This window comes from Maridesulfovibrio sp. (assembly GCF_963677005.1).
In the GTDB taxonomy this organism is placed as follows: Bacteria; Desulfobacterota; Desulfovibrionia; order Desulfovibrionales; family Desulfovibrionaceae; genus Maridesulfovibrio.
In genome coordinates, this window is sequence record NZ_OY781616.1 from 4052987 (window position 1) to 4073470 (window position 20484).

The window sequence follows — 20484 nt, forward strand, 5'->3', positions numbered from 1 at the left end:
GATATAACCAAACAGACTTGACCAGTCAGGAAAAAATATAATGACTTCTGAGGACTGTATAATTGTAAAAGCACCTTCATCAAAGTCTCTGTCCCACAGAGCTTTGATAGCGGGAGCGCTTTCCGAGGGAACGACAGTAGTGCTTGATCCTTTGGACAGTAACGATATCAACAGGACCATGGACTGCCTGACCACTATGGGGGCGCAGTTCAGCATTGACGGTACAGCTACAACCGTAACCGGCATGCATGAAGGGCCCAGAGGCGGGGAAAAAGAGCCCGCGGTTCTTGAAATGCGTGATTCGGGAACGACCTGCCGCCTGATTACCGCACTGGCCGGAGCCGGGCGCGGACTGTTCAGAGTTCAGGGTACCCCGCGCATGCATGATCGGCCCATCGGAGCGCTGACCGGTGCACTGGAATCTCAGGGCGTAAAGGTGACTTTTTCCGATAAACCGGGATATCCTCCGGTAACCCTTGAAGCGGACGGATTTCGCGGAAAGAATATGGATATTTCCCTTGAGGAATCTAGCCAGTACCTTTCCGGCCTGCTGCTGGCCGCCCCGCTTGCCGATGAAACCACCATCATAAATGTGGTCGGAAGGAAGGCTGTTTCGTGGCCTTACGTGGCTCTTACACTCAATGTGATGGAGGATTTCAGAATAAAATTTGAAGTCCAGACCCTGCATGACGGTAAATGGAAAAAAGTTGACTGGCGCAAGGTGGAGAAGGTTGTACCCGGAGAAATCCGTTTCAAGGTGGAACCCTCCAGATTTGACCGCGAAGAATACCGGGTGGAGGGAGACTGGTCCAACGGGTCCTATTTTCTGGCAGCAGGGGCTGTCGGTAACAAACCTGTTAAAATTGAGGGGCTGTCCACAAAATCTCTTCAGGGTGACATCGCAATAATGTATATCCTCAAGGCCATGGGGGCCAAAATAGAGAGTGACGCGCATAGCGTAACTGTGTATCCTTCCAAACTCCACGGGGTGGAAGTGGACATGAGCAAGTGTCCTGATCTGGTTCCGACCGTGGCCGTTGCAGCAGCCTTTGCGGATAGTCCCACTACGATAACCAACGTGGCTCATCTGCGCATCAAGGAATGCGACCGTCTGGAAGCGAGTGCCGCTGAGGTGATGCGCGCAGGCGGAAAGGCTGAAATAACGGAAGATTCCATAACCATAATTCCTGCTCCGCTGAAAAAAGGGGAGCGTATAGTTTTTTCCACTTACGATGACCACAGGCTGGCAATGTGCACGGCTATTTTCGCACTTGCCGGTATTGAGTCCGTTCCGGAAGAACCGGGCTGCGTAGCCAAGTCCTTTCCGGGGTTCTGGGATGAGTGGGCAATAATCACCAAGGGTAACGGTTGTTGATATGGACTGCGGGTTTGATAAAATTCACAGCATAGCCGTCATCGGGTCCAGAGGGCAGATGGGCGGTTTCCTGGCACTGAAGGCGGAACGGGCCGGTTTGCTGGTGCACCGTTTCGACCAGCCTATCGATGAGTCCGAGATGGCTCGTCTGCTGCCGGGAACCGATTTCGTACTCTTGTGTGTGCCCGTTACCGTAATGGATGAAGTACTGACCAAGGTTGTGCCTCACATGAAGAAAGGAGCAGTCCTTTCCGATGTCGGTTCGGTTAAAGGGCGGCCTGTGCAGCAGATGCTCAGGGCCTATTCCGGTCCTGTTGTCGGCACCCATCCCCTTTTCGGTCCCGTTATTCCCACTGATTTCAATCCTACCGTGGCTCTTGTTGCCGAGCGCAAGGAAGATCATCCGGCACTGCTTGCGGTTAAGGATTTTTTCGAACGCCTTGATTTTGGGGCTTTCGAGTCTTCCGTAGATGAGCATGACAAGGCCATGGCCATGATTCAGGCTCTTAATTTCAGTTCCACCATAGCTTTTCTGGCCTGTTCCAGAGAAATTCCCAATATCAAGAAATTTGTTACCCCGTCTTTCAGGCGCAGACTTGAATCCGCTCAGAAGATGGTGACTCAGGACAGCGATCTCTTTGTGACTATTTCCGATGCCAACCAGTACAGCCTCGAAGCAATTCGTCTGTTCCGTTCTTTTCTCTCCCTTGCTGCAGCCGGTGACATGGACCTGCTGGCAGACCGTGCATCCTGGTGGTGGCGTGAAAATAATACCTAGGGAGAAGTGCATCTAAAAAAAGGATAAGGCCGCATTCTCCCGGAGGATGCGGCCTTTTTTTATATATAAAACTGGTGTGAGAATTTAAAAATACAGCGCTTAATAAAATGGAGATTTGAAAATGAAGATTGAATTGACACAGTACGGCAAATGGTTGCCGGCTGACACGCAGACACCGATCAGTCTTTATCTCGGGCTGGTCGGGGATGCGCCCGGTATCCTGCTGGAAAGTGCAGAGGTTGACGGCCGTCTCGGCCGCTACAGCCTGATTGCCTGGGATTTCAGGCTGAAGCTTTCTCCGGTTTGCGGCAAGCTTTCCGTGGAATGCGCGGATTCGAGGCTGGCCGGTCTGGCCACTTATTCCGGAATGGATTTTCTGGACGGTATGCGTGCGGTGATGAAGGCTCTGCATGTTAATACCGGTCCGGAAGTCGGGGAACTTCCTCCGTTGACCCGAGGTCTTTACGGAACGCTCGGATACGGAATTGCAGGCATGCTTGAACCCAAGCTGAAGGACAAGCTTCCGGCCGAAGACGCCGAGGTCCGGCTCGCTCTTCCGGGCAGGGTGGTTCTGTTTGACCACCTCAAGCACAGCTGCTGTTTCCTGTCGCTGGACAAGGATGCCGAGCCTGAATTCACTCCGCCTGTCTTCGGGGTATCCTGCGAACCTACAAAGGTCGGCGAACCTGTGGCTGAGCCCGGACAGGAGAAATACAAGAAGGGTGTGGAAAAGATCAAGGAACTCATTGCCGAGGGCGAATGCATACAGGTTGTGCTTTCCACCCGTTTTTCCGCACCGTTCAGCGGTAATTCCTTCGACCTGTATCGCAGGTTGCGGCAGGCCAACCCTTCGCCGTTCATGTTCTACATGAAATTCAGCCGCGAGGAGATTCTGCTTGGTTCCTCACCGGAAATGATGGCCAGATGCGAGAAGGGCAGACTTGAAGTCCGTCCTATTGCGGGAACAAGGCCGCGCGGTAAGGATGCAGCAGGAGACCGCAGATTCGTGGAGGAGCTGCTGGCTGATCCCAAGGAACGTGCAGAACACGTTATGCTGGTCGATCTCGGCCGCAACGATCTCGGGCGCATAGCAAAGCCCGGTTCCGTTACCGTGGAGAAGTTCATGCAGATAGAATACTTCAGCCACGTCATGCACATCACTTCATATGTGGAAGCTGATCTTCGGGACGATCACGATGCAATTGACGTGCTGCAGGCCACTTTCCCGGCCGGGACACTTTCCGGGGCACCCAAGATCAGGGCCATGGAGATAATTTCGGAGATAGAGGAAGTGCCGCGCGGCCCTTACGGAGGTTGCATCGGTTTCATCGGTCTGGACAAGGACTCCGTGAATCTGGACACCGGCATAACCATCCGGTCCATGTGGATTCGTGACGGCAAGTGCCACTGGCAGGCCGGGGCCGGGATCGTCTATGATTCCGATCCTGAAATGGAATGGCTGGAATGCAACAACAAGGCTCGTGTTCTCAAGGAAATTCTGCAGTCGGAGGGCGGTGATGTTTTTACTCGTGGATAACTTTGATTCGTTTACCTTCAATCTGGTGCAGGCGTTTCAGCAGCTCGGGGCCGATCCTCTGGTTCTGCGCAATGACCGGGAAGAAATTCTAGAGCTGGCCGAATCAGGCAAGCTGGAAAGGGTCTGCCTTTCCCCCGGACCGAGCAATCCGGAAAATGCCGGGCTTTCGCTGGAATTCCTTTCCAGACTGCCTGTCGATGTCCCGGTGCTGGGCGTCTGCCTCGGTCATCAGACTCTGGGCCACTTTGCGGGAGCTTCCGTGGTACGGGCCGGACGCATCATGCACGGCAAGACTTCGGACATATATCATAAGGGCGAGGGAATATTCAGCGGACTGGACAATCCGTTCAACGTCTGCCGCTATCATTCCCTTGTAGTCAACGTGGATGAGGCCCCGGATCTGCTGGAGCTTACTGCCTGGACCGATCAGGATGAGGTGATGGGACTGCGTTACAAGGACCGGCCATGGACCGGCGTGCAGTTTCATCCGGAATCAATTCTGACACCGGAAGGCCCCAAGCTTCTGAAGAATTTTCTGGACGGCAATATTTAAGGAAACGCTGGCTAACGTTATAGTTTGATATGGCTGTTGCCATAGCTTCGCAAAACATTTGATTTAAACTGCCAGGGATTCCAAAGGGTCGCGGACCCTTTGGCCGTCGGAGACAAAATCAAATTGCCAAAAGCGCGAAGCGCATCAAACGAAAAATCAAACAGTGATTTCTTAACCCCTACATTAATATATAAGGACACAGGTGAAAAAATGTCACAGATAGTTACTGAATCCCTGAACGCCATCTCCGCTGGAAAGGATTTGACCACTGAACAGGCCGATGCTGTTTTCGAGGAACTTTTTTCCGGTGAAATGACTTCTTCACAGGCCGGGGCACTGCTTATGGGGCTGGGCATGAAAGGTGTGACTTCCGTTGAAGTCGCTGCCGGTGTGCGTGCTGCCCTGCGTGAAGCAAAGCTGATCAAGGGACTGAACAGCGCCAGGATCGATACCTGCGGTACCGGCGGCGACATGACCAACAGCTTCAACTGCTCCACAGCCGTGGCCCTTTATCTGGCCGACATGGGTTATGAAGTGGTCAAGCACGGCAACCGTGCGGTTTCATCGTCCTGCGGCAGCGCGGATGTTCTGGAAGATCTCGGAATTTCCCTCGGAACCACTGCCGGTGAAGCCCGTGACGTGCTTGTGCGTGACAGATTCGTGTTTCTTTTCGCTCCCAACTATCATCCGGCCTTCGGTAAAATAGCTCCTATCCGCAGGGAACTGGGCATCCCGACCATGTTCAATCTCATGGGACCGCTGCTCAACCCCGCCCGTCCGACCCACCAGATTCTCGGTGTCGGAAAACCGGAAACAATGCGGCTTATGGCTGAGGTTCTGGCTATTACCAATGTTGAAAAAGCCTATGTCGTACACGGTGCGGGCAATTTCGATGAACTGACTCCTTTCGGAATCAACGATGCGATCCTGCTGGAAGACGGTGAACTGACCGAACTCCGTATTGATCCCGCCGAGTACGGTTTTGCCAAGTCTGACCCTGCTGAAGTTGCGGTAAAGGACCGTGTTGACGCACTGGCCACTATCCGGAAAGTGCTTTCCGGCAGGGCTCCCCAGCCTATGATGGACATGGTTTCTCTGAATCTGGGTGCTGCGCTTTCCCTTCTGGACAGCTCTTCTCTTGGAGATGGTATTGAAAAAGCCAGGTCCAAGACGGCCAAAGGCATAAGCAGGGAATACTAGTCATGCTGGATAAATTCAGGAAATCCAAGCAGGCCGAGGTGGACATGCTTCACCGTCTTGATGCGGAAGGGAAGATGCCTGCTCCATATACCGGGAGCCGGCCTTCGTTTGCCGAGGCCATACGCAGGGACGCTTCCGGGATGAAGGTCATTGCCGAATACAAGCGCGCATCTCCGTCCAAGGGGGATATCAACCTCGGACTGAGCGCGGCACAGGTGGCGGGTATGTATGCTGCGGGAGGGGCTTCGGCCATTTCCGTGCTTACCGAAGAGGCCTACTTCAAGGGCGACCTGCGTTATCTGGATGAAATAAAGCCCAGCGGATTGCCCATGCTGCGCAAGGATTTTCTGGTGGACCTGCTGCAGGTGGACCAGACCCTTGCCACACCAGCCTCGGCTCTGCTGGTCATAGTGCGCATGTTCGCGGATGACGGAATGCTCCGGGAAATGATAGAGCGCACCCATGCCGCGGGGCTGGACGCCGTTGTGGAAGCTTTTGATAAGACTGATCTGGACCGGGCCAAGAAAGCCGGGGCTAAAATTATCCAGATCAACAACCGAGACCTTGATACCCTCGGTATCGACATGAACCGGTCCGTTGAATCCATTAAAAGGAAAGAAGAGGGTGAAATATGGATTTGCGCCAGCGGCATCAATGAGCCGGAAGACTGCGCACTGATGAATTCGCTGGGCTATGATACCGTGCTGGTAGGCACTTCCATAATGTCCAGCCCGGACCCGCAGGCCAAGCTTGCGGCACTTGTCGCCGGAGGTAGATCATGAGTCTGCTGGTAAAGGTCTGCGGCATGACCCGTGCAGAGGATGCGGCTTTTTGCGAGGAGTCGGGGGCTGATTTCCTAGGCTTCATCTTCCATCCTTCCAGTCCGCGTAATGTGGATGAGGCTTTTGCCCGGTCCGTCAAGACTTCTTCAGCCAAAAAGGTGGGGGTTTTTGTCAAGCAGAGTGCGGCCGAGGTGATAGAGATAATGAAAAACGGACGGCTTGATTTCGCCCAGTTGCACGGGGGACAGAACGAAGAGTTCTGTGACACTGTCGGTCGGGAGCGGGTCATAAAGGTTCTCTGGCCTCAGCGCTATGAATCATCCAAGGAATTTCAGGACGACATAGACCGTTTTGCCCCGCATTGTGCCTACCTGCTTTTCGATGCCGGGAAGTCCGGTGGCGGGCATGGGGTGTCCATGGCGTTCGATGTGTTTGAAGATGTGGAAATACCGGTGCCCTGGCTGCTCGCCGGGGGGCTTTCGGCCGAGAATCTGGAGCATGCCCTGATCACGGCAAAACCGTCCGGGGTTGATCTTAATTCCGGAGTGGAATCGGAACCGGGTATAAAGGATAAAAACAGGCTTGGCGACGCATTCGCGTGCATTGCCCGGCAAAGACGAGGATAATGTAATGAAAAAAGGATATTTCGGAGACTTCGGAGGACAATTTGTTCCGGAACTGCTCATGCCGCCGCTGCTTGAGCTTGAGGAAGCAATGGAAAAAATTGTCAAGTCGGACGAATTTCAGCAGGAGTATACACGTCTGCTCAAGGATTTTGTCGGCAGACCCACGGCGCTGACTCATTGTGCCAATATTTCAAGTGAACTCGGTTTCAACCTCTGGCTGAAGCGTGAAGATCTGGCTCATACCGGTGCCCATAAGGTCAACAACACCGTCGGACAGGCCCTGCTGACCAAGATGATGGGCAAGCCCATGATGCTGGCTGAGACCGGCGCCGGACAGCACGGAGTGGCAACCGCGACCGCAGCTGCTCTGCTCGGACTTGAATGCGAGATATACATGGGAGCCGTTGACGTAAAACGCCAGTCCCACAACGTACGCCGCATGGAACTGCTGGGCGCGAGATGCGTCCCGGTGGAATCCGGCACACAGACTCTCAAGGATGCCATCAATGCTGCACTGCGCAAATGGATAGCCGACCAGCGCACTACCCATTACTGCTTCGGAACAGCTGCCGGACCGCACCCCTTTCCGCTTCTTGTACGTAATTTCCAGTCGGTCATAGGACGCGAGGCCAAGGCCCAGTTCAAGGAAAAGACCGGGGAACTTCCGTATATGGTCGTGGCCTGTGTCGGCGGCGGCTCCAACGCCATAGGCATGTTCCACGAATTCGTGCAGGAAGAGTCGGTTAAGATCGTGGGTGTCGAGGCTGCCGGAACCGGAGAGCCGGGCTGTTACAACTCCGCGCCCATTAACCTCGGAACTCCCGGCGTGCTTCATGGAACCCATTCCCTGCTGCTGCAGACCGAGGACGGACAGATAATGCCTTCCCACTCCATTGCCCCGGGACTTGATTATCCCGGAGTAGGCCCGGAACACGTGCATCTGCATTCTATCGGAAGGGCACAGTACGGCACGGTCAACGACCATCAGGCACTGGCCGCTTTCAGGATGCTCTGCCGCAAGGAAGGCATTCTCCCCGCGCTGGAAAGTTCCCATGCCGTCGCCTGGGTACTGGAAAACCGGGAATCCATCCCCAAGGGCGCAAACGTCATAGTCAACCTGTCCGGTCGCGGCGACAAGGACATGGGCATTCTTGAAGAATACCTTGCCAAATACGGCGAATAGGGAGAGTCCGAAAATGAGTATCACCAAACTTGCAGATAAAATTAAAGAAGCCAACGCTCAAGGCCGGATCGGCCTTATCCCGTTTCTGCCCGGAGGATATCCGAGCCGAGACCGGTTCTGGAATGAAATCATGGAACTGGACGAAAACGGTGCGGACGTGATCGAGATAGGCATGCCCTTTTCCGATCCGGTTGCAGACGGACCGGTGGTTGAGGCCGCTTCCCTGAAGTGCCTTGAAGACGGCATCAATCTGAAATGGATTCTGGAAGGGCTGTCCGTGAACAGGGCGAAAATAAGCGCCGGTGTGCTGCTGATGGGTTATTACAATCCCGTCCTGAAGTACGGACTGGAAAAATTCGCCAAGGATGCCTGTGCTGCAGGGGTCAACGGATTGATCATTGCCGACCTGCCCTACGAGGAAGGAGTTGAATTCCGCGACCTGCTTGCAAAATATGATATTGCCCTGATCCCGCTGGTCGGACTGAATACGAAAGCTGACCGCATGTCCCTTTATGCAAATGGCGGCAACGGATTCTGCTATTATGTCTCCGTGCTGGGAACCACCGGGGATCGCGATTCCCTGCCGGAAGAAATCAAAGATGGACTTGCTCAGGCCAAGGAAGTCTTCGACATTCCCGTGGCGCTGGGATTCGGTCTCAAGAATCCTTCACAGCTCGCGGCTCTGGACGGTCTTGTGGATGCCGCGGTCTTCGGATCGGCTCTTATCAGGCACATTGATTCCGGAAAAAGTTCCGCTGATTTCATGAAGGCCTGGAAATAATTACGGTAAAGTCAGGGCTCCGGCAGAAAGATCTGCCGGAGCCCTGATTTATTATAGAACGATTCCTGAGGGCACAACCTGGTTATTTCAGATAACCCCTTTCCGTCATTCCCTGAGCATCCTTGAAATTTCCCATTGCCGTGAGCATGGTCCTGAATCCAAGCTTATCGTAAAATCCTTCCTTGCCCGGCACGGCGAAGAGAATGACGTTGAGCGGCTCCAGTTTTTTCATGGCCGCGGTCATAATCATTCTGCCTATCCCTTTGGATTGATATTCCGGAAGCACACAAAGGTCGTAAATTACGCCGTTGTATTCTCCGTCCGTTATCGCCCGTGCAAAGCCGATTGTTTTTGCTCCGTCCTTGGCAAAGCAGACCAGTTCGCTGTTTTCAGCTGCGCGGCGGAGTTTTTCCGGTTCTCTGGTGCCGAGGGGGGCTTTTTCGAATATTGTCGAGATTTCCTTCCAGTCTATGCCGTCCAGTTCGTGACTGATAATTATACTGCTCATTTAGTTACCTGAGGCTTTGATTTGCCGGGAGCATCCTGCGGCATGGTCTCATTATCGGAATATATGACTTTCCAGTTCCGCACTCTTTCGTCCTTTAACCCCGCCTGATAGAGAGCTTTTTGAATGATTCCTTTTTGCCGCAAGATTTTAAGGCCGCGTTCAAGTGCTTCGTAAATGGCTTTCCCGTCCGGATGCGTTTTTGAAACCATGAAATGCCGACTGTTGGGGAACAGCACTTTTATTCCTTTTACCGGGTAAAGTTTGTGTCCGTTTATGGCGTGGAGCATATCCGGTTCCCTGGCGAATTCAAGCAGAGTGAAATCCGCACGTTTTTTCCCCATCATCTTAAGAAGCAGTTCGTAGCGCGGCGCTGTTTCAATCTTGGGAAAACCCATTTTTTTCAGGGTCATGATGTCTATGGTCCAGGACATTTCAGTCAGAGGAACAAGCTGGAGAAGTTCGTTCATGTCCGGTTTCGCCTTCAGCAAGGGAGAGTCCTTATGGGTATAGATTCCCTTTTCAAAATCTCCTCTGCCTATAAAAGGTTCAGTCTTGTATACGGAATAGTCAAAATCATCTTCCCACATATCGGTCGCCAGCAGAGGAATTTTCCCTCTTTTCACCTCTGCTATGCATCGGGTGAGGTTCGGAAACTGGACGAACCTTATCTCGGCATCCATGCCACCGGCATGAAGTGCCTGATTGAGTATAAGCAGGGCAAGGGCGGGGCGGGTCGCGAAGGTTGATTTGAAATCAGTTATCTTCAGCGGATCCCCGCCTTTTTCTTTTACAAGGGACAGGTAATTGGATTCCGTGCTTTCCACGCCGGTCAGATAAATTATCTTTCCGGCCATGGTTTCGATAGGAAGCGCTACCAACAGCAGCATAAACAGAAGTATTTTCATTCAGACACATCTTTTTTGGGTGTTTCGATACGAATCTACATCAGTTATGTCGGGATTTCCACAATAATCGTGAATCCTTTGCTGCTGTTTGCGGCTCTTATACTCCCGCCGTGTATACCGGTTATTTTTCTGGCAGCGGCCAGCCCCAGTCCTGAGCCGGGAAGCTCCTGTCCTTTCAGCCGGTGAAAAGGATTGAATATTTCCTCAAGGTCTTCTTCGGTCAGGGGAGGGTGGGTGTTGGCAACTTCAATGTGCGCGGTATTGTCCTCTTCTTTCAAGCTTATTGAAACATCTCCGTCCGGATCTGTGTATTTGAAAGCGTTGCCCAGAATATTGTCCAGCACCACAGTGAGGGCATTGCGGTTGCAGTTGCCGGTCTTGACGTCTTCAAGATGCAGCTCGATAGAAATCCGGTTTCTCGTTGCAATGTGGCTGTACTGGCTGATCAGGTCTTCGATTATGGCTTTAAGGTCGGCGGTTTCGTTCATTGCCGGAAGTTTGTGTATATCCAGCTTTGAAAATTTTATAATTTTACCGATCAGTTCATCCATATGGCTTATCTCGAACTGCATGCCGTTTATAAAACCTTCGCAGCCGGGCGAGCCGTTCTCTTCTATCTTTTCCTTGAGCATCTCCAGCGAGATGCGCATTCTGGCCAGCGGACTGCGTAGTTCGTGCGACACATTCGCCGTCAGTTCGCGGCTTGATTTGACCATTTTTTCCAGTTCTTCGGCCATGTGATTGAAGGCCGTCCCGAGTTCGGCGATTTCGTCCCGGCCTTTGATCCTGACCCTTTGTTTCAGGTCCCCCCGGCCCATTCGCGAGGCCGAAACGGTCAGTTCCTTCACCGGACTTATCATGCGTCGCGATACGGGGATGAGAAACAGTGCCGCAAGCACTATGAGCACAATCTGTGAACGCATGAACCACACATCTTCATTGAATTTCGGGATGGAGTGGAAGACGTGGTATGTGTACGGGTAGCCGCGAGGCTTTGAGGATGTGTATAAACCGTAGACGCTTTTCAGCCCGGCAACTTTTTTCTTGTATATGTAGGCTCCTTCCATTGATTTAACCGCTTCTCCGGAGGTCCAGTCGTGCATGTCCGGAATTGTTTCCGTGGATGAAGCAACCAGTTCTCCGTATGGTCCGGTTATCCAGATGTCCGCCTGAATGGATCTGCCCAGCGTCTGCAGCAGGGTGGTCAGATCACTGTGCCGAGTTTCTGCAGCCGGGTCGGTTTGTTCCATATTCATCTCGGCAAGGTTTTTTACCGTGATCAGCTGTCGTTCCATATGGCTGACTCTGGGACTCTGGGACCAGGAAAGAGTCATGAACCAGAACAGGATCAGTTCGGAAAGTATGAGTACCAGCATGAAGGCCAGAAAAAATTTCAGATAAAGTCGGCTTATTTTCATTTTTCGCTCACGAACATATAACCGGTTCCCCATACCGTTTTGATGCGTGATTCATGGTCCGGATACGGTTTGAGTATTGCCCGCAGTTTGCTTATGTGCACGTCTATTGATCTGTCAAAGGCATTGAAATCCTTACCCCATACCGAAGTCATCAGATCATCTCTGGTCAGCGGGCGGTCGGGGTTTTCCATCAGGGCTTTGAGCAGCTTGAATTCCGTGGAGGAAAGTTCCAGAGATTCTCCATTGATTTCAAGCTTCTGGTAGGTCATGTGCAGGATTATGTCTGCGACCCTCAACTGTCCGGTTGAAGGTTCGGAAACATGGTCCGGTTCATTGGCCCTTCTGAGCACCGCTTTTATTCTGGCCAGCAGTTCCCGCGGATTGAAAGGCTTGGAGATGTAATCGTCCGCTCCGAGTTCCAGCCCCACTATGCGGTCGGTGTCCTCGCCCTTGGCGGTGAGCATTATGACCGGCACATTGGAGTGGGGCCGAAGGTCGCGCAGAACTTCGAGTCCGTCCTTGCCCGGCATCATGATGTCCAGAATGACTATTTCGGGCGGTTTTGTCCTTATTTCGTCCAACAGGCCCTCCCCGGAGGGCAGGGTGTTGACCGTATAGCCGTAACCTTCAAGGTACTGGGTAAGCAGTTCCCTGAGTTTGGCATCATCGTCCACTATCAGTACCGGATGTTCTTTTTCCATCATTTCCTGTTACCCGTGCGGCTCCGCATGAGAAAGGGTCTGTAACCTGTTTTTACAATTGTTAACAATTTTTAGCATCAGACTAAAACTATTTAACCTCCATGCAGTTATTAAATTTGAAAATGTAATGCAATGGAGAATCCCTTAATGTTGCCTTCCAAACTGAAAATTTTGACTCTCTGCGTGCTGACGGCCTTTCTGCTCTCGGCATGCTCTCCGTTCAAGCCTGATCCCCGCGACGGGATGACGCTCGGGCTGCCCATGCAGTATTCCCTTTATTCAGCCGAGCCTCCGCAGCCGGGAAAATGGTGGGAGAAATTCAATAATCCGGACCTCAATAAACTGGTTGAGGAAGCTCTGGACGCGAACTTCGATGTACGCACCGCCTGGGCTAAACTCCGCCAGCTGCGGGCCACGGCAGTAAAGTCGCGGGCCGATCTTTATCCCAAGCTGAACGGCGAAGGTTCCTACAAGGATGCCCGTTCCGGCAACGATGGTACCGAGGGCAAAAAAGGCTCAACCTATACCGATACCCACAAGCTGGGATTATCCGCTTCTTATGAATTTGACCTCTGGGGCAAGATAGAGGCCCAGTCCGCGTCCGGCGAATTGAATTATCTGGCCTCGCGCGAAGACGTGAACACCGCAGCCATGACAGTGGCCTCGGAAGTTGTCACCCGTTGGATAAATATCCAGCTGCAACGCCAGAAGAAAGCCATCCTCAAGAAACAGCTCGAAACAAACGAAACTTATCTGGAACTTATTGAACTCCGCTTCCGCAACTCTCTGGCCACGGCACTCGATGTCTATCAGCAGCGCGAAACAGTGGCCCGTACCAAGGCTCTTATTCCTCCTGTGGAATCAACGGAGCAGCTGCTTCTGCATGAACTTGCTCTGCTGCTGGGGCGTCCGGCCGGCAGTATTTACGTCAAGACCGCTCCATATCCGGACCTTCCGAAAATGCCGGGACTGGGCATTCCGTTAGACCTGATGGCCAATCGTCCTGATGTCCGTTCGGCAGGGCTGGCCCTGAAGTCCTCGGACTGGGCCGTAACGGCCGCACGCGCAGACCGGCTGCCGACTCTCAGCCTTTCCGGTGAAGCTGCATTGTCCAGCATACAGCTGGCCAACATCTTTTCCGGCTGGATGACTTCGCTGACCGCCTCGCTGGTCGGGCCTATTTTCGACGGCTATGAACGCGAAGCCGAAGTGGAACGCACCAGAGCGGTGGTTGATGAAAAACTGCTGGCCTACAAGGAGACCGTTTATACGGCCTTCAAGGAAGTTCAGGATGCTCTGGTGCAGGAAAAATGGCAGCACGAGTACATCAAAGCCCGCAAGAATCAGTTGGAAGCGGCCAGAATCAACCTGCAGGAAGCCGGTTCTCGCTATCTGCAGGGGCTTGACGATTACCTGCCTGTTCTCAACGCTCTGGTCAGTGTGCAGGAACTTGAAACCAGCATTGCGGAGGATGAAGCCAACCTGCGCAATTACAGGATCGCTCTTTACAGGGCCCTTGGCGGTTCCTGGACGAACAGCCTGACTGATGCCGCGGAACTGAAGCCGGAAAGCGATGATGAAGTTGCTGTTGCCGCTGCCGCAAAACTGGAAACAGAAAAATCTCCTGAAAGCGGGGAATAGAATATGACCAAAAAATTTATGTATTATGTCAAACAGATCGGATTGAAGGGGGTAGTTCCCCTGCTTATTCTTGTCCTGGCTGTGGTCGGGGCCAGAATGATCATAAAAACCAAACCGGTAGCCAAGAAAAGACCTCCGGTTGTCACCGCCCCGCTGGTCAACACAAGGATTCTGGCATCTCAGACCTACGAGGTCTGGACTCCGGTCATGGGTACGGTGGAAGCGGCAAGGGAGATTACTCTTGAACCGGAAGTGGCCGGAAGGGTTGTCGAGGTCAGCGAATCCTTTATTCCCGGTGGACACCTGAAAAAGGGCGAGCAGGTTCTGCGCATAGACCCGATGGACTATGAACTTGCCGTTAAACAGCAGGAAGCCGTGGTCGTTGAGGCGGAATACAACCTCAAAGTGGAAAGCGGGTATCAGCGGGTGGCAGGCAGAGAGTGGAAGCTGCTCAAAAAGTCTTCCGGCGGGACAGCGCAGGAGGCGGAACTGGCCTTGCGCAAACCGCACCTGCAAAAAGCTCAGGCAGACCTCTCTTCCTCCAAGGCAAAACTTCAGCAGGCCCGGATAGATCTTGACCGCACCAGCGTGCGTGTCCCGTTTTCCTGCATGGTGCTGGACAAGAGTGCCGACCTTGGAGCCTATCTCAGCCTCAATGAATCCATAGGAAGTATTGTCGGGACTGACGAGTTCTGGGTGATGGTTTCCGTTCCGGTCGACCGTCTCAACCGCATTGCGATTCCCTCTGCGGCAAACGGGTTCAAAGGGTCGCGGGCCCGCGTAGTGGTCGGCTCCGGCAGCGATACCTTCGAGCGTGAAGGTGAAGTGCTGCGTCTTCTTCCCTCTCTTGAATCCAAGGGACGCATGGCCAGAATCATCGTTTCCGTGAAAGATCCTCTGAATCTCGGCGGTGACGGAACGCATCCGATGCTGCTCGGCAGCTATGTCAACGTGTACATCGATTCCGGAAAACTGGATAACGTGATCGCCATTCCCCGCTCCGCCTTCCGCGACAACGATACCATCTGGATAATGAAGGACGGCGGCACACTGGACATCCGCAGCGTAAATCCTGTCTGGCGTGATCTGGATAACATCTATCTGGCAAGCGGCGTAAGCTCCGGTGAAAAACTCGTTGTTACCGATATTTCCGCACCACTGCAGGGCATGGGATTGCGCGAAAACGTTCAGAAAGCCGAAAAGGTGAACAACGATGGCTGATCAGAACAAAAAAGGCGGCGCCATAGCATGGATGGCCGGTAACCCGGTCGCCTCCAACCTGCTGATGATCATTCTGCTGGTCGGCGGGCTGGTTATGGGCTTCAATATCAAGCAGGAAGTCTTTCCTGAATTTTCGACAGACACTGTAACCGTAAGTGTCGCTTATTCCGGCGCGAGTCCGGAAGAGGTCGAGCAGGGCATTGTCCTCGCAATCGAAGAGGGGGTAATGGGGCTCGACGGGGTGAAGGAAGTCTCCAGTTCTGCGGCCGAGGGTTCCGCCACCGTAACGGTTGAGGCCATCGAAGGATATGATCTGCAGAAGCTCAGTCAGGATATAAAAAGCGAAGTGGACCGCATAACCTCGTTCCCTGAGGAGTCCGAAGACCCGGTAATCAGCATTTCTTCCCATAAACGCGGGGTGCTCTCACTGATGGTTTACGGTGATGCATCTCCTCTGGCTCTGCGTAAAGTGGCCGAGCAGTTGCGCGAGGATCTGATCAATGATCCCGGCATAACCCAGGTGGAACTGACCGAGGCCAGCGGGCTGCAGGTTACCATTGAAATTCCGCAGGACAAGCTCAGGGCTTACGGATTGACCCTTGCTGATGTGGCCGACACCATAGGCAAAACCGCTGTGGAACTTCCCGGCGGCGGAATCAAGACCGAAGGCGGCGAAATACTGGTGCGGTTCAAGGAACGCCGGGATTATGCCCGCGAATTTGCCCGCGTACCCATTGTCACGGAAGAAGATGGAACACAGGTGCTGCTTGAAGATGTGGCCGTGGTCAAGGAGGATTTTCAGAACGAGGACATAGTAACTTCTTTTGACGGCAAACCGGCTGTCCGTATCGAGGTCTACCGCATTGGCGACCAGACTCCCATAGGGGTTTCCGAGGCCGTGCATAAGCGGCTGGAAGCCTTCAACCGCAGTCTGCCCAAGGGTGTTCATGTTGCCGTGCGAAATGATTTTTCGGATGTATTCCGGCAGCGCATGGACCTGCTTTTGAACAACGCCTACATGGGGCTGGGGCTGGTCTTCATCTGTCTGGCTCTTTTTCTTGAACCCCGGCTGGCCTTCTGGGTTGCCATGGGTATTCCTATCTCCTTTCTCGGCGGTATGCTCATCCTCACTCCGTCTGGCGCCAGCGTAAACATGATATCCATGTTCGCTTTCATCATAACCCTCGGTATTGTCGTGGACGATGCCATTGTGGTCGGTGAAAACGTCTACACCATGCGTCAGCAGGGGATGAGTTGGACTGATGCCGCCTGCGAGGGAGCCAAAAGGATTGCCATGCCGGTTGTGTTCAGCGTGCTGACCAACATTGTGGCGTTCATGCCCATGTTTTTCGTGCCCGGAGTCATGGGCAAAATCTTCAAGGTTATCCCTCTTGTAGTCGTCAGCGTGTTTACCATTTCCCTTGTGGAATCACTCTTTGTGCTGCCTGCCCATCTGGGCCATGGCAGCGAGCGCAAACCCGGAAAAATAATGAGTTTTGTCCTGCGTTATCAGCAGGTCATTTCAAACGGGCTGCTTAAATTCATTAACAAAATCTACAGGCCTTTTCTTGATCGGGCCGTTACCTGGCGATATATGACAGTCGCTCTCGGGCTGGCCTGCCTGATAGTGTCCTTCGCTTTCATCAAGAGCGGACGCCTGGGCTTCACTCTTTTCCCGAAAATTGAATCCGATTACGCATACCTTACTGTCGACCTTCCTTACGGTACGGCTCTGGAAGTTACGCAGAAGATTCAAGGCAAGGCTGTTTCCGCAGCCGAAGAGATTGCTGCTGAAAACGGCGGCGAAACTCTGGTTGAAGGTATTTATTCCAAGATCGGAGGCTCCGGCAGAAGGGGAACCAGCGGAAGCCACGTGCTCAAGGTGCAGGTCTTCCTGACCGATGCCGACATCAGGCCCATTTCCACTGACGAATTCGTACGGAAATGGAGGACAAGGCTGGGGCCGATTCCGGGCGCGGAATCCGTGCTGTTCGAATCGGACAGGGGCGGACCGGGATCAGGCGGATCGCTTGAAATTGAGCTCAGTCACAGTGACATCGAGGTGCTCAAGAAGGCTTCCGCGGATCTGGCAAAGGCGTTGAGCACCTATCCGAAAGTTAAGGACATAGACCCCGGATATTCTCCGGGCAAAAGACAGCTCGACTTTGAGCTGCTTCCCGCAGGCCGCAGTCTGGGGCTTACCTCCCAGAGCGTAGGCAAGCAGATACGCGCTTCCTATTATGGAGCGGAAGTGCTCAGGCAGCAGCGCGGCAGGAACGAAGTCAAGGTTATGGTCCGTCTGCCGGAAGCAGAGCGCGAGTCCAGATACGACTTCGAGGAACTCATGATCCGGACCCCGGACGGTACGGACGTACCCCTGCGCGAAGTGGTAAAAATAAAGGAAGGCCGGGCCTACACCACCATCGACCGCCGCAACGGCCGCCGGGTAGTCTCTGTTGAGGCTGATGTTACCCCCCGCAAGGAGACTTCACAGATACTTGCCGATGTCACCGCAAATGTGATGCCCCAGCTGAAGGCCGATTATCCCGGTCTGGGCTATTCCTTTGAAGGCCGACAGGCCGACATGCAGGAAAGTACCGACAGCCTGATTACCGGTTTGATGATGGCCATGCTGGTTATCTATGCCCTGCTGGCCATACCGTTCAGGAGCTACTTCCAGCCTCTCATCGTCATGCTCTGCATACCATTCGGCATAGTCGGGGCGGTAATCGGGCACATCCTGCTCGGGTACAGCCTGAGCCTGATGAGTCTGTTCGGTATCGTCGCCCTCAGCGGTGTTGTGGTCAACGATTCGCTGGTGTTCATTGATTACGTGAATATTCAGCGGCGCAAGGGACATTGCGCCTATGATGCTGTTCTGGAAGCCGGAACAGCCCGTTTCCGGCCCATCATGCTGACGACACTGACCACGTTCGGCGGGTTGGCGCCCATGATTCTGGAAACTTCTAGGCAGGCAAAGTTTCTGATACCAATGGCGGTTTCATTGGGATTCGGCATACTTTTCGCCACGGGAATAACCCTGCTGCTGGTGCCGGCGTTCTATCTCATCTTTGAAGATGTGCGGTTGTGGCTGCGCAAGCTCTTCAAACGTTCCGATGAGGATCTGCACGCCGATGGTGTTACCGAGCATTATCCGGTTACCAAGTGCGAGCATAAGCCGGAGCATTTGTAGCTGTAAGCTTCCGATTTATCATGTTTGTTTAATCTCAGGCTGCGGCGATTGGTTGTCGTGGCCTGAGATTTTTTTATGGGGGATTTGTTAGTGTTTATGGATGGGAGGGTTGGTGGTTTTAGGGGGGCGGGTTATTTTGTGGATCGTGTATATCTAAATTGAGAATATTTCCAACGTTAGTTCTCCAACAGTCAGATCCGCTAACCTTGCAAACATGCGAAAATAAAACACGATCAATCTTATCTACGAGATCCTTTAAATCCTGAACAACTTTCTTAATTTCAGACCAAGTATAAGTAAGATCACGCGAGGTATGCGCTATCTCATTCCTTTTATCAGAAAAAGAAGTTAGCAAACTTCTGTAGTCCTTTCTTCCTTTCTTACTCATTTCTAAGAAGACATCACTTATACCAAATCGAAAAAAAAGCCTTTCAATATTTTTGACTGATGGATATTTGCGATCTTTAATGTGTCCTTTAAAAGACTTCACTTTCTTTACTTGATGCTCCTCATCAAACAAAGCAGGCAAATCGCAAAGGCTACTATATTTCTTTATGACCTTTGATTCATCACCAGAAGAAAAAAAATTATTGAAGATATGTTTTTGAGCACACACCGCAGACCAACAAACTAATTCATTGGGAACATATCGTATTGTCATTCCTAATGATGATAACATATATATCCAATCTGTTAGTGAATCTTTTATATAATCTTCTAAAGCAGCTGAGCTTTGAAATATCGTAGCCTTGTACACGACCTGCTGAATATTATAATCAACTTTGTTTTTCTTAACAGACACGTAACGACTATTTGAAGAGAACTCATGCACATCCTTTTCAAAGACTTTTCTGGCTAAACTTTTTGCGTACGGCATTATTGAAAATGTTCCGTTAACAATTTTTTGAAACGCTTAATTCGATACCTGATAGACGGCGGATCACTTGTAGCAGAACTAATTCTTGAATGAAACTTTTCTTCATGCAACATTTCAACATACTCAATTTCAAATCTTTTAATATCGGAACCCTCTACATCATTTAATGATATATCACTCTCATAGAGTGCGACCATTGCAGCATCACAAAGGGCTGCATTCACGCTTCTGCCTGTAGTTTTTCCTCCTTTGTCTAATAATTTGAAAGCTTTTTTGTCCCAAAGAAAGCCTGCAACTGCAACAGAGCGTAAAAAATTATTCTTAATTTTAAGTTGCCTCTTCGCATCTATATCTCTATTTTTTTCACAAAAGTCATTCAAGAAACGTTTCAAAGGTTTTTTATAACTCTCCCTGTTTTCGGCAAGAGCAATAGTTCTTAAAACAAGCTCACTACGTTTCATACGTTTATCTTTGTTAATTCCAGTAATGTTTTTCCAAATTTTCTCTTTTGAAAGAGTATCTAAAAGATCTGCAAAATTACCATGATATATACCATGTCTTATTTCTTGTGGGTTCAGCTGAACTGCACCAGTATTGATACGTTCAAAAACATCAAATTTAATTTGCGGATGAGTCTCTTTAAGTATTGTAATACATCTTAAAGTCCTATTTTCCATATGTCTTTGGATTCTTGAATCCAAATCAGAAAAAAACATTCCCTCAAGCTCTGGATAAGCAGTTAAGCCTTGGAGTGGAAATTCATTATCCAAAAACAACCTGATGCTGGTTAATCGTTGATTACCATCAATAACAGAAAGACGTTCATCAGATTCTTGGGAAAGATAAATTACTGGTATTGGACACTGGATGACTAAGGATTCAATTAACCGCGAAGCTTGTGCTCTATTCCATACATACTTCCGCTGAAACTCAGGGATAAACATAGACCCTTTATTTAAGTAATCCTTTATTGTAGCCACTGAAAAATCGTATGTTTCCGTTAATAGCCTACGCTTTTCGGGAGGTATGTCGACGACTGATATTTCATCTCTTTCATCCTCGACGGGGAACAAGAGATCAGCAATTTTTTGGGTCTTTTTGACTCTTTTACGCACGTTTTCCTCGTTTTCTGTTGATCCGGCTTTAATTTGAGATATAACTTATTCAACAAATGATTAATTGCCAATATTTTTCTTAACATAAGC

Annotated in this window: 18 protein-coding genes; 12 read left to right on the forward strand and 6 right to left on the reverse strand. The window is 51.5% G+C overall.

Going from position 1 to position 20484, the window contains the following annotated elements:
* Window positions 1-40: 40 nt before the first annotated feature.
* From aroA to trpA, 9 genes are all read left to right on the forward strand, one after another.
* Window positions 41-1375: a 3-phosphoshikimate 1-carboxyvinyltransferase gene (gene aroA / locus ACKU4E_RS17945; protein WP_320172434.1), complete on the forward strand. Its 1335-nt coding sequence runs from the start codon at window positions 41-43 to the stop codon at window positions 1373-1375.
* Between the two features lies 1 nt (window position 1376).
* On the forward strand, window positions 1377-2153 hold the full coding sequence (locus ACKU4E_RS17950) for a prephenate dehydrogenase (RefSeq protein ID WP_320172435.1): 777 nt from the start codon (window positions 1377-1379) through the stop codon (window positions 2151-2153).
* Window positions 2154-2274: 121 nt separating this feature from the next.
* A complete protein-coding gene (locus tag ACKU4E_RS17955) occupies window positions 2275-3690 on the forward strand; it encodes an anthranilate synthase component I family protein (protein ID WP_320172436.1) in 1416 nt (471 codons plus the stop codon).
* Window positions 3671-4243 (forward strand): aminodeoxychorismate/anthranilate synthase component II, encoded by a 573-nt coding sequence (locus ACKU4E_RS17960; RefSeq protein WP_320172437.1) that lies wholly within the window; start codon window positions 3671-3673, stop codon window positions 4241-4243. The genes ACKU4E_RS17955 and ACKU4E_RS17960 overlap by 20 nt, the downstream gene beginning before the upstream one ends.
* Window positions 4244-4453: 210 nt before the next feature.
* Window positions 4454-5443 carry an anthranilate phosphoribosyltransferase gene (gene trpD, locus ACKU4E_RS17965; RefSeq protein WP_320172438.1) on the forward strand — a complete coding sequence of 330 codons (990 nt, stop codon included), beginning with the start codon at window positions 4454-4456 and terminating at the stop codon, window positions 5441-5443.
* Between the two features lie 2 nt (window positions 5444-5445).
* Window positions 5446-6225: an indole-3-glycerol-phosphate synthase gene (locus tag ACKU4E_RS17970; protein WP_320172439.1), complete on the forward strand. Its 780-nt coding sequence runs from the start codon at window positions 5446-5448 to the stop codon at window positions 6223-6225.
* A complete protein-coding gene (locus ACKU4E_RS17975) occupies window positions 6222-6851 on the forward strand; it encodes a phosphoribosylanthranilate isomerase (protein ID WP_320172440.1) in 630 nt (209 codons plus the stop codon). Before ACKU4E_RS17970 ends, ACKU4E_RS17975 begins: the two co-directional genes overlap by 4 nt.
* Before the next feature lie 4 nt (window positions 6852-6855).
* Window positions 6856-8034: a tryptophan synthase subunit beta gene (gene trpB / locus ACKU4E_RS17980; RefSeq protein WP_320172441.1), complete on the forward strand. Its 1179-nt coding sequence runs from the start codon at window positions 6856-6858 to the stop codon at window positions 8032-8034.
* Window positions 8035-8047: 13 nt separating this feature from the next.
* Window positions 8048-8815, forward strand: coding sequence for a tryptophan synthase subunit alpha (trpA, locus tag ACKU4E_RS17985; RefSeq protein WP_320172442.1), 768 nt, complete (start codon window positions 8048-8050; stop codon window positions 8813-8815).
* Window positions 8816-8897: 82 nt separating this feature from the next.
* Here the strand turns inward: trpA and ACKU4E_RS17990 are convergent, their stop codons facing one another.
* From ACKU4E_RS17990 to ACKU4E_RS18005, 4 genes are read right to left on the reverse strand one after another with little or no spacing between them, the layout of a single operon-like run.
* A complete protein-coding gene (locus ACKU4E_RS17990; RefSeq protein WP_320172443.1) occupies window positions 8898-9323 on the reverse strand; it encodes a GNAT family N-acetyltransferase in 426 nt (141 codons plus the stop codon).
* Window positions 9320-10228: a hypothetical protein gene (locus ACKU4E_RS17995; protein WP_320172444.1), complete on the reverse strand. Its 909-nt coding sequence runs from the start codon at window positions 10226-10228 to the stop codon at window positions 9320-9322. Before ACKU4E_RS17995 ends, ACKU4E_RS17990 begins: the two co-directional genes overlap by 4 nt.
* A 44-nt stretch (window positions 10229-10272) precedes the next feature.
* Window positions 10273-11646: a HAMP domain-containing sensor histidine kinase gene (locus tag ACKU4E_RS18000; protein WP_320172445.1), complete on the reverse strand. Its 1374-nt coding sequence runs from the start codon at window positions 11644-11646 to the stop codon at window positions 10273-10275.
* On the reverse strand, window positions 11643-12347 hold the full coding sequence (locus ACKU4E_RS18005) for a response regulator transcription factor (protein ID WP_320172658.1): 705 nt from the start codon (window positions 12345-12347) through the stop codon (window positions 11643-11645). Before ACKU4E_RS18005 ends, ACKU4E_RS18000 begins: the two co-directional genes overlap by 4 nt.
* A 147-nt stretch (window positions 12348-12494) precedes the next feature.
* Between ACKU4E_RS18005 and ACKU4E_RS18010 the strand changes: the two genes are divergently transcribed.
* From ACKU4E_RS18010 to ACKU4E_RS18020, 3 genes are read left to right on the forward strand one after another with little or no spacing between them, the layout of a single operon-like run.
* Window positions 12495-13988, forward strand: coding sequence for an efflux transporter outer membrane subunit (locus tag ACKU4E_RS18010; RefSeq protein ID WP_320172446.1), 1494 nt, complete (start codon window positions 12495-12497; stop codon window positions 13986-13988).
* A gap of 3 nt (window positions 13989-13991) precedes the next feature.
* Window positions 13992-15209 (forward strand): efflux RND transporter periplasmic adaptor subunit, encoded by a 1218-nt coding sequence (locus ACKU4E_RS18015; protein ID WP_320172447.1) that lies wholly within the window; start codon window positions 13992-13994, stop codon window positions 15207-15209.
* A complete protein-coding gene (locus ACKU4E_RS18020; protein ID WP_320172448.1) occupies window positions 15202-18402 on the forward strand; it encodes an efflux RND transporter permease subunit in 3201 nt (1066 codons plus the stop codon). Before ACKU4E_RS18015 ends, ACKU4E_RS18020 begins: the two co-directional genes overlap by 8 nt.
* 118 nt (window positions 18403-18520) lie before the next feature.
* Here ACKU4E_RS18020 and ACKU4E_RS18025 read toward each other — a convergent pair whose 3' ends face one another.
* Both ACKU4E_RS18025 and ACKU4E_RS18030 read right to left on the reverse strand, forming a co-directional pair.
* Complete coding sequence (locus ACKU4E_RS18025; RefSeq protein ID WP_320172449.1) at window positions 18521-19279, reverse strand: MAE_28990/MAE_18760 family HEPN-like nuclease; 759 nt, start codon at window positions 19277-19279, stop codon at window positions 18521-18523.
* Window positions 19279-20394, reverse strand: a complete 1116-nt coding sequence (locus ACKU4E_RS18030) for a DUF262 domain-containing protein (RefSeq protein ID WP_320172450.1) — start codon at window positions 20392-20394, stop codon at window positions 19279-19281. The genes ACKU4E_RS18025 and ACKU4E_RS18030 overlap by 1 nt, the downstream gene beginning before the upstream one ends.
* Between the last annotated feature and the right edge of the window lie 90 nt (window positions 20395-20484).